The following is a 10749-nucleotide window of genomic DNA, read 5'->3' on the forward strand; positions in this document are numbered from 1 at the left end:
GGCCACGCTGGCCGTCGCGATTTTCCTGTGGGAATCGTATCACTTCGTCCCGCAAGCCGACGATGCGTTCATCAGCTATCGTTACGCCGCGAATCTGCTGCATGCTCATGAACTCGTCTTCAATATCGGCGAGTATGTCGAGGGCTACACCAATCTTCTCTGGACACTCTTGATCGCCCTCGGCATGGCGCTTGGTCTGGAAGCTCCCACTGTCGGATACATCTTGAGCGCGGCTTTCGGCGGCGCCCTACTCCTCGCCGTTTATTTCTACACCCTGGAGTTCCTGCCTCGCTCAAGACGATGGTTGGCCGGCGTTGCTCCGCTTTGTCTTTTGTCATTCAACAGTTTTGCCTGCTGGACCTCCTCCGGGCTGGAGACCCCGCTTTTTGCCTTCCTGGTCGTTCTGGCATTTCATGCCTTTTACAGGAGACAGATTTTCTGGGTCATGGCCCTCTGTATCCTCGCAACATTGACGCGCCCCGAAGGGGCCATCCTGGCTCTGTTTCTATTGGGAAGCGATTTCCTGACGAGGACGATCGAGCGCGGAAGAGTCGATATCGGGCTCACTATTCGCGATAGCGTCCCGTCGCTTTGTTATGCCGGCTACATCGCGGCACATACAATTTTCAGGATCTATTACTACGGCGATCCGCTGCCCAATACCTTTTACGCGAAGGTCGGCGACATCTCGATTGGCTGGGGCTGGCTCTACCTTCGGAATTTTCTCGTCGACGGCCCCGCGCTGTTGATCCCCGGAAGCATCATCGCTGCATTTTCCGTGAGAGCCTTCAGGCTGCCGGCCCTCTACGTCCTTGCAACCGCGGCCTATGTCGTCTGGATCGGCGGCGATGTCTTCAGACTTGGACGTTTCATGCTGCCGGTCCTGCCCTTCATGGTGACGGGGGCAATCGTCGCCATCTCCCTTCTGTCCGACACGAACCGCGCAATCGCGGTGGCCTTTGGATTTCTTGTCGTTCTTTCGACATGGACGTCGTTGTATGGCACATGGCCCGGATCGATCGATTTTGCAAACGCGACCCAGACGGAATTTCTTGTTTCAAAAAAACGGACAAGCGCGAGAGATCATCTGTTTCATTCGGGTGAAGATGCGAATGTTCGTCGGGTGATAACCGCCATCGAGTCATTCACGCCTCCGGCGACGCTGGTCGCGTCCGTGGGTATCGGGAGACTCGGCTATTTCTCCGGCACGCTTCCAATTCTGGATCTTGTCGGCCTTGTCGATCGGCATATCGCGCACAGCGGTCGGTTCATCGCCAACACGCTCAGGCTGCCAGGGCATTTCAGAACGGATTCCGATTACGTTCTGTCTCGTAAACCTGACGTCATACTGATTCCGATGATAGGCAATCCCGCCGTAAAAGTTCTGATCCCTGCCATTGCCGATCTTTGGAAGAATCCTCGCCTCGAACAGGAATATTACTGGGACGCCCAACACAGGTTTTACCGGATCAAGCCGGAATTCGCCCGAACCGCCGGTTCCACGGGTATGTGAAGAGCAGCGGCAGCTTCGTTACCGCGATGTAACGCGCGCAGGCTGCGACGCCACAATTGCGTCTCATGTCCTGCGCATTATGATGACCTCTTATTTCTCGCCTGCCCCATCCCGATCCCGCCCTCCCCATCCCTCCGGTGATCATGCCAAAGGCGCGCGTAAACTCACGATCGAAGTCCGCTTCCAGCGAGCTGCGCGCCGGCGAAGTGCCCGTTCTCGTGCTTCAGGGCGGCGGCGCGCTGGGCGCCTATCAGGCCGGGGTCTATGAAGAGCTTGCCGTCACCGGCATTGAGCCTGCCTGGGTTTCAGGCATTTCCATCGGCGCAATCAATGCGGCGATCATTGTCGGAAATCCGCCGAAGAGGCGGGTGGAGCGACTGCACGATTTCTGGTCGTCGGTCTCGTCGCATCTGATCGCCGAGCCCATTTTGAAAGGACTAGGCTCGCGCTCGCTCTTCAATGAGTTCAGTGCGGCTTTGGCGGCGTCCTTCGGCTTGCCCGGCTTCTTTCAGCCGTTTTTCCCGCCCGCCTTCCTCCAGCCCTCCGGTACGCCGGGCGCACTTGCGGTTTACGACACGGCTCCGCTACGGGCGACGCTCGAACGGCTTGTCGATTTCGACCTCATCAATTCCGGCAAGACGCGGCTCAGCGTTGGCGCGGTCAACGTCCGCAGCGGCAACTTCGTCTACTTCGATAGCGCCGATCGCAAGATCGGGCCCGAACACATCATGGCGTCAGGCGCGTTGCCGCCCGGGTTTCCGCCGATCGAAATCGAGGGCGAATATTACTGGGACGGCGGTCTGGTCTCGAACACGCCGCTGCAATATGTGCTCGATGCGGACGGCCACGAGGATCTGCTGATTTTCCAGGTCGATCTTTTCAGCGCGCGGGGCGAGATGCCGCGCACGCTTGCCGAAGCCGCCGAACGCGAGAAAGACATCCGCTATTCGAGCCGCACACGCCTCAACACCGACACCATTCGCCGTCGGCACAAGATGCAGATGGCCATTCACAACCTGCTGGCGAAGCTCCCGAAGAATCTGGAGCACGATCCCGACGTCGAGCAATTGCGCGCCGAGAACGACAAGGCTGCCATCTCGATCGTGCATCTCATCTATCGCCGCAAGCATTACGAGAGCCAGTCGAAAGACTATGAGTTCTCCCGCACGTCCGTCATGGAGCACTGGCAGTCCGGACGCTTCGACGTGCGCCGCACGTTGCGCCACGAAATCTGGAAAAAACGGACAAGACCCAAGATGGGCGTCGCCATCTTCGACCTGACGCGCGACGCCACCGATTGATTTTCCCACCGCGTAGGAGTTCCGTCATGAAGCTCAAGGACAAGATAGCCATCGTCACCGGCGCCGCGAGCGGCATCGGCAAGGAAATCGCCACCACCTATGCGCGTGAAGGGGCGAAAGTCGTCATCGCCGATCTCGCCCTGCCCGCCGCCGAAGCCACCGCGGCGGCCCTCCGTGCAAGCGGCGGCGAGGCTATGGCGGTCGCCATGGACGTCACCAACGAAGACGAGGTCAATGCCGGCGTCGCCGCCGTCGTGAAAGCCTGGGGTGGCGTCGATGTTCTGGTCAGCAATGCCGGCGTCCAGATCGTGCACCCGCTGGAGGAGTTCACGCTGGCCGAATGGAAAAAGATGCTTGCGATCCATCTGGACGGCGCCTTCCTGACCACCAGGGCCTGCCTCCCACACATGTATTCCGGGGGGCGCGGCGGCAGCATCATCTATATGGGCTCTGTCCATTCACACGAAGCGTCGCTCCTCAAAGCGCCCTATGTAACCGCCAAACACGGGCTGATCGGCCTTGCCAAGGTCGTGGCCAAGGAAGGCGGTGCGCATGGGGTGCGGGCCAACGTGATATGTCCGGGTTTCGTGCGTACACCCTTGGTCGAAAAGCAGATTCCCGAACAGGCACAGCAGCTCGGGATCTCGGAGGACGACGTCGTCAAGAAGGTCATGCTGAAGGACACGGTCGACGGGGAATTCACGACCGTTCAGGACGTGGCCGAAGTCGCCCTGCTCTTCGCGAGCTTCCCCTCCAATGCGCTGACGGGGCAGTCGCTGGTGGTCAGCCACGGCTGGTTCATGCAATAGGGGTTTTCCCGCGCCGCCCTGCAGAAATGCCACAGATCGACGGCTGGTGGGCTCTCCGGGCCTGCCGGGCCTTTTCCGTGCTTGCGACTTTCCGGGTCCAGCCTTAGTTAAAGCGTCTTAATCTCTTTCACGCCGCGATCTGCTATCCATTAGTGCGTCGCAAGCCCCTGACGCTTATCGCCCCTTCCTGTAACCTTTGCTGAAACCGGACCTGGAGAAACCCATGACCAGACGCATGGTAATCATGCTCGCCATTGTCGGCATCATTCTGGCGGGCTTCATCGGCTTCCAGATGCTCAAGGCGCACTTCATCAAGAATTTCGTCGCCTCGATGGGCAACCAGGCCGCCACGGTTTCCGCAATTACGGCGTCGAACCAGTCCTGGAGCCCCTCGCTCAGGGCGGTCGGCTCGCTCAGGGCTGTCCGCGGCACCGACATCGCGCCACAGCTTGCCGGCGTGGTCTCTGACATCCCCTTCAAATCCGGCGAAGAGGTACAAGCGGGCGACGTCTTGCTGCAACTCGCCGACGAGGACGATGTCGCCAATCTGAACGCCCTCAAGGCATCGGCCGAACTTGCGCGCCTCACCTATGAGCGCAACAAGGAACTGGTCAGGACGCGCGCCGTCAGCCAGGCGTCGCTCGACAACGCCGTCGCCACCTACAGGAGTGCGCAAGCGCAGGTCGCCGCCCAGCAGGCGCTCGTGAACAAGAAGCAGATCAGGGCGCCCTTCGCGGGCCGCGTCGGTATCCGTCTCGTCGATGTCGGGCAATATCTGAGCCCCGGCACCAAGGTGACGACATTGCAGTCGCTCGATCCGATCTTTATCGATTTCTCCCTGCCGCAGCAGTCCGTCCGCCTCGTCGAGCCGGGCCAGCAAGTCACGGCGACGACGGACGCCTTCCCCGGCGAAACTTTCACCGGCAAGATCGTCGCGATCGATTCGAAGCTCGATGCCGAAACTCGCAACGTCTCGGTTCGCGCGGAACTCGCGAATCCCGGGCACAAGCTGCTGCCTGGAATGTTCGGATCGGTGACGATCGTAACCGGCGCTCCGCAATCCATCCTGACGCTTCCGCGGACAGCGATCACCTACAACCCTTACGGCCAGTCGATCTATCTGGTGAGAAAAGGCGAAGCCGGCGAAGACGGCAAGCCCGTGCTGACCGTCGAGCAGAGCTTCGTGACGACCGGCGAGGCACGCGGCGATCAGATTGCGATCGTCAAGGGCGTCAAGGAAGGCGACATGGTCGTCACCGCCGGGCAGATCAAGCTGCGCAACGGTTCCCATGTCGTCATCGACAATAGCGTGAAGATGCCGAACGAGGCTGAACCGACCGTGCAGGACAGGTAAGGCGGAGTATCCCATGAACTTCACGGACATCTTCATCCGGCGCCCCGTCCTTGCGACGGTGGTGAGCCTGCTCATCCTGGTGCTCGGGCTGCGCTCCGTTTCGCTGCTGCCGGTTCTGCAATACCCGCGCACCGAAAACGCCGTCGTGACCATTCAGACGACTTATTTCGGCGCCAGCGCCGACGTCGTCGCGGGCTTCATCACGACGCCCATGGAAGCATCGATCGCACAGGCGAATGGCATCGACTACATGACGTCGACCAGCCTGCAGAGCCTCTCCGTCATTCAGGTTCAGATCCGCCTCAACTACGATTCTTCCAAGGCGCTCACCGAGATCAGCACGCAGGTCAACGCGGTCAAGAACCAGTTGCCGCCCGAGGCGCAGGAGCCGGTCATCAGCATCGCCGTCGGCGAGACGATCGACTCGATGTACATCGGTTTCTCAAGCGAAGTTCTGCAAACCAACCAGATCAGCGACTATCTCCTCCGCGTGGTGGTGCCGAAGCTGCAGGCCGTCGAGGGCGTGCAGCAGGCCGAATTCCTCGGCGAAAAGCGTTTCGCGCTGCGCGTCTGGATGAACCCCGAAAAGCTCGCCGCCCATGGCCTCACGGCGACCGACATCTCATCCGCATTGTCGCGCAACGATTTTCTGTCCGCGGTCGGTTCGACCAAGGGCCAGATGGTACAGTTCGACCTGACGGCTTCGACCAGCCTTCATTCGCTCGACGAATTCCGCAACCTCATCGTCAAGAACAAGGGCGGCGCATCGGTCCGACTCGAGGACGTCGCCAACGTGACGCTCGGCGCCGAGGACTATGAATCCTCCGCCGGGTTCGACGGCAAGCCCTCGGTCCAGATCGGCATCAAGGTCGCACCGACGGCAAACCTGCTCGACGTCATGAAGCGCGTCAGGACCATCTTCCCGGAAATCCAGTCGCAGCTCCCCGCCGGACTGCACGGCGCCATCGCCTATGACGCGACGAAGTTCGTCAACAGTTCGATCAACGAGGTCATCAGCACTCTCGTCGAGGCTCTGCTGATCGTCACGCTGGTCGTCTTTGCCTTCCTGGGATCGCCGCGATCCGTGCTCATTCCGACGCTCGCCATTCCGCTGTCGCTGATCGGCGCCTTCGCCTTCATGCTGGTGCTCGGGTTCTCGATCAACCTGCTGACGCTGTTGGCGCTGGTGCTCGCCATCGGTCTCGTCGTCGACGACGCCATCATTGTCGTCGAAAACGTGAACCGGCATCTGGAGGACGGTCGATCGCCGGTGCAGGCGTCCATCATCGCCGCGCGCGAGCTAGCGGGGCCGATCATCAGCATGACCGTGGTGCTCGTCGCGGTCTATCTGCCGATCGGCTTCATGGGCGGCCTCACCGGCGCGCTCTTCACCGAATTCGCCTTCACTCTGGTCGGAGCTGTGACGATATCGGCCATCGTCGCCCTGACGCTCTCGCCGATGATGTGCTCACGCTTCCTGAAGCCCCACGAAGCCGAAAAAAGCGATTGGGAGCAGCGCACCGTCGCCTTCATCGACGAGCGGTTCGAACGCCTGCGCATGGGCTATGAACGGATGCTGCGCTCGAGCCTCGACCAGATTTCGGTCGTCGTCGTTTTCGCCGTTATCGTCGTCGGCAGCCTCTATGTCTTCTGGTCATTCGCCAAGACGGAGCTCGCGCCCGAAGAAGATCAGGGCATCGTCGTCAGCCTCATCACCGCGCCGCCGACGGCTACTCTCGCCCAGCGCCAGCTCGGCCAGGCGGAAGTCTACAAGGTCTACCGGAGCCACAAGGAAACCGATCACGTCTTCCAGGCGATCATGCCGACACAGGCCATCGCCGGCCTCGTGACCATTCCATGGGACGAGCGGTCGAAAACCGCATCGCAGCTCCAGCAGGAAATACAACAGCAGCTCAACAAGATCGCCATCGTCCGCGCCGTGGCGTTCCAGCCACCCCCGCTTCCGGGCGCGCGCGGCCTGCCGGTCAGCTTCGTCATTCAGACGACGGAGTCCTTCGAGCAACTCGACACGGTTTCGCAGAACTTCCTTGCCGAGGTGCAGAAGAGCGGCAACTTCATGTTCGTCGACACCGATCTCAAATTCGACAAGCCGCAGGGCGAGATCGTCATCGACCGCGACAAGGTCGCCGATATGGGTCTCACCATGACCGATGTCGGTGCGGCGCTCTCGTCGATGCTGGGTGGCGGCTACGTGAACTATTTCAGCCTGTCGGGACGCTCCTACAAGGTGATCCCGCAGGTCCAGCAGCAATATCGCCTCACGACCGAACAGCTCACGGACTACTACATCCGCACGGCGTCGGGCGCCTCCATTCCGCTTTCCACGGTCGCGCATATCGAGATGAAGACCATCCCGGAATCGCTGAACCACTTCCAGCAGCTCAATTCGGCGACTATCAGCGGCGTGCCGAACCCGAGCCTCACGACCGGCGACGCCCTCAATTACCTCCGCGATCTGGCGGCGAGAACGCTGCCGCCGGGCTATACGGTCGACTTCTCCGGCCAGTCGCGGCAGTTCGTGCAGGAAAGCAGCGCGCTGCTCATCACCTTCTTCTTCGCGCTGGTCATCATCTTCCTGACGCTCGCGGCCCAGTTCGAAAGTTTCCGCGATCCTGTCATCATCCTCATCACCGTGCCGATGTCGCTCTGCGGCGCACTGATCTTCATCAGTATCGGCATCGGCGGCGCCAGCCTCAACATCTACACAGAGGTCGGCCTCGTCACGCTGATCGGCCTCATCAGCAAGCACGGCATTCTGATCGTCGAATTCGCGAACAACCTTCAGCTCGAAGGCAAGTCGAAGCGCGAGGCGATCGAGGAAGCAACCGGCATCCGCCTTCGCCCCATCCTGATGACCACGGCCGCCATGGTGCTCGGTGTATTGCCGCTCATCCTCGCGAGCGGCGCGGGCGCGGTGTCGCGCTTCAATCTCGGCCTCGTCATTGCGACGGGACTTGCGATCGGCACGCTCTTCACGCTTTTCGTGGTGCCGGCCATGTACATGCTGATCGCCGAGGACCATCAGGCCATCGCGGCCGAAGAGGACGAGCTGGCCGAACTCGAGGCGGAGGTCTGATCCTGTCATTCATGTAATGGAAGCGGCGGAACGAAGGGCTTCATCGGCGGTTCTACCGATATGCCCTCCGACTGCTCACCTCCCATTGCGTGAATGAGGCCATGCGCGCGTTGACAGTCTCGCCCGGCCGGAAGAACTCGGCAAAACTCGAGGAGCTTCCCGAGCCTCCCGTCGCGGAAGGGGCCATTCTGGCGCGAGCGCTTGCGCTCGGCATTTGCGGTACGGACCACGAAATTCTCGACGGCGACTATGGGTGGGCGCCCGACGGCGCCTCCCGCCTGATTCTCGGCCACGAATCTCTCGGCCTGGTCGAAGAGGCGCCGGCCGGGTCCGGTTTTTCGCCCGGCGATCTCATCGTCGGGATCGTGCGCCGGCCGGACCCCGTTCCCTGCCGCGCCTGCGCGATCGACGAATGGGACATGTGCCGCAACGGGCTCTACACCGAGCGCGGCATCAAGAGCCGCAATGGATTCTGCTCCGAGAAATTCCGCATCGAGCCCAATTTCGCCGTGAAGATCGATCCGGCACTCGGTCCTCTCGGCGTGCTTCTCGAACCGACGAGCGTTGTCGCCAAGGCTTGGGAGCAGGTGATGCGGGCTGGCTCGCGCGCGGCCTCGTGGAAGCCGGAGCGTGTGCTCGTGACGGGCGCCGGCCCCGTCGGCCTCCTGGCTGCGCTCCTCGGTGCGCAACGCCGGCTCGACGTCCACGTCTTCGACCGGCATGAAGACGGCCCCAAACCCGGCATCGTCCGCGCACTGGGCGCGACCTATCATGCCGGCGATGCGTCCGCCTTGGGCCGGCTCGCGGCCGACATCGCCCCGGATATCGTCATCGAATGCACGGGCGCTTCCGCCGTCGTCATCGACGTCATGAACGGCATAGGCGCCGGCGGCATCGTCTGCCTGGCGGGCGTTTCGTCCGGGGGCCGCTGCATCGAAATCGACATGGGCGCGCTCAATCGTTCGCTCGTCCTCGAAAACGAAATGGTCTTCGGTACGGTGAACGCCAACCGCCGCCACTACGAAGCCGCCGCAACGGCGCTCGCCGCCGCCGACCGCGCCTGGCTCGAGAGCCTCGTCAGCCGCCGCGTTCCCTTGTCCAAATGGCGCGAGGCGCTGACCCGCCGGCCCGACGACATCAAGGTCGTCATCGACTTCACGCTGGAAGAAGAAGCCCATGGCGGCTCGCATTGAAGATTATGCCCTGATCGGCGATTGCGAAACGACGGCGCTGGTCGGGCGCGACGGTTCGATCGACTGGCTGTGCTGGCCGCGTTTCGACTCCGACGCCTGCTTCGCGAAGCTTCTCGGCGGCGAGGAACACGGCTACTGGCGGATCGCGCCCCGGGATGGTGCGGCGAAAATCACCCGGCATTACCGCGACTGTACGCTGATCCTCGAAACCCGTTTCGAGACTGACAGCGGCGCCGTCACGCTCATCGACTTCATGCCGCTCCGTCGCGAGACCTCGGACATCGTGCGGTTGGTCAAGGGCGAACGCGGCTCGGTCGAAATGTGCATGAAGCTCGCGATCCGCTTCGGCTATGGCGCGACGGTGCCATGGGTCAGCCGGCAGGAGGACGGCTCGGTCCGTGCCGTCGCCGGCCCCGACATGATCCTGCTGCGGGCCGGCACGACGGTCCATGGCGAAGACCTGAAGACGGTTGCCGAATTTACCGTGCACGAAGGCGAAACAATCCCTTTTGTGCTCAGCTACGAGGCGTCCCATCTTCCCCTGCCCGCGCCGCTCGATGCCCTCGCCGCCCTGCGGGATACGGAAGCCTTCTGGCGGCGCTGGACCAGAAAATATGCGGGTGGAAGCCGCTGGTCCGACGCCGTCATCCGTTCGCTCATCACGCTCAAGGCCCTCACCTATGCGCCCACGGGCGGTATCGTCGCCGCGCCGACAACGTCGTTGCCGGAGCAGATCGGCGGCGAGCGCAACTGGGACTATCGCTTCTGCTGGGTGCGCGACGCGACGCTGACGCTGCTCGCGTTGATGAACAGCGGCTACTACGCGGAAGCCGGCGCCTGGCGCGACTGGCTGATGCGCGCCGTTGCCGGAAGTCCGGACCAGATGCAGATCATGTACGGCATCGCCGGTGAGCGCCGCCTGACGGAATACGAGGTTTCATGGCTGCCCGGCTACGAGAACTCGGCGCCGGTGCGCATCGGCAATGCCGCGCACGACCAACTTCAGCTCGACGTCTATGGCGAGTTGATGGACGCGCTCCATCAGGCCCGGCGCGGCGGCATCGAGCCGCTCGAAGCGGACTGGGCGCTTCAACGCGCGATTCTCGATCATCTGGAAACGATCTGGAAGGAGCCTGACGAAGGCATCTGGGAAACGCGCGGCGGGCGTCAGCATTTCACCTATTCGAAGGTCATGGCGTGGACGGCCTTCGATCGTGGCGTCAAGAGCATCGAGGAATTCGGATTGCCCGGACCGCTCGACCGCTGGCGGCGCATCCGCCAGGACATACACGACGCCGTCTGCCGCCACGGCTATGATTCCTCGCGCGGCACTTTCGTGCGCGCCTTCGGCTCGAAGGCGCTCGACGCGAGCCTGTTGCTGCTGCCCGCCGTCGGCTTTCTGCCGCCGGAAGACGGACGTGTTCGGGGCACGATCGCCCGCATCGAACGCGATCTTCTCGTCGACGGCTATGTCCGGCGTTA

The 10749-nt window shown here is 62.1% G+C and carries 7 protein-coding genes; all 7 read left to right on the top strand.

Annotated elements, in window-relative coordinates; genetic code table 11:
- Positions 1-1513: hypothetical protein (locus VMR03_RS02045; RefSeq protein ID WP_325401780.1), on the top strand; the 1513-nt coding region annotated here is incomplete at its 5' end.
- A gap of 143 nt (positions 1514-1656) precedes the next feature.
- Positions 1657-2814, top strand: a complete 1158-nt coding sequence (locus VMR03_RS02050; RefSeq protein ID WP_325401782.1) for a patatin-like phospholipase family protein — start codon at positions 1657-1659, stop codon at positions 2812-2814.
- Between the two features lie 26 nt (positions 2815-2840).
- On the top strand, positions 2841-3623 hold the full coding sequence (locus VMR03_RS02055) for a 3-hydroxybutyrate dehydrogenase (protein ID WP_325401784.1): 783 nt from the start codon (positions 2841-2843) through the stop codon (positions 3621-3623).
- A gap of 223 nt (positions 3624-3846) precedes the next feature.
- Positions 3847-4977 carry an efflux RND transporter periplasmic adaptor subunit gene (locus VMR03_RS02060; RefSeq protein WP_325401786.1) on the top strand — a complete coding sequence of 377 codons (1131 nt, stop codon included), beginning with the start codon at positions 3847-3849 and terminating at the stop codon, positions 4975-4977.
- Positions 4978-4990: 13 nt separating this feature from the next.
- Entirely contained in the window at positions 4991-8074 is a 3084-nt protein-coding gene (locus VMR03_RS02065) for an efflux RND transporter permease subunit (protein ID WP_325401788.1), read from the top strand.
- A gap of 101 nt (positions 8075-8175) precedes the next feature.
- Positions 8176-9267, top strand: coding sequence for a glucose 1-dehydrogenase (locus VMR03_RS02070; RefSeq protein ID WP_325401790.1), 1092 nt, complete (start codon positions 8176-8178; stop codon positions 9265-9267).
- The coding region (locus VMR03_RS02075; RefSeq protein WP_325401792.1) for a glycoside hydrolase family 15 protein at positions 9251-10749 on the top strand (1499 nt) is incomplete at its 3' end. The genes VMR03_RS02070 and VMR03_RS02075, both read left to right, overlap by 17 nt.

Source organism: Parvibaculum sp. (assembly GCF_035511255.1).
Taxonomy (GTDB): domain Bacteria; phylum Pseudomonadota; class Alphaproteobacteria; order Parvibaculales; family Parvibaculaceae; genus Parvibaculum.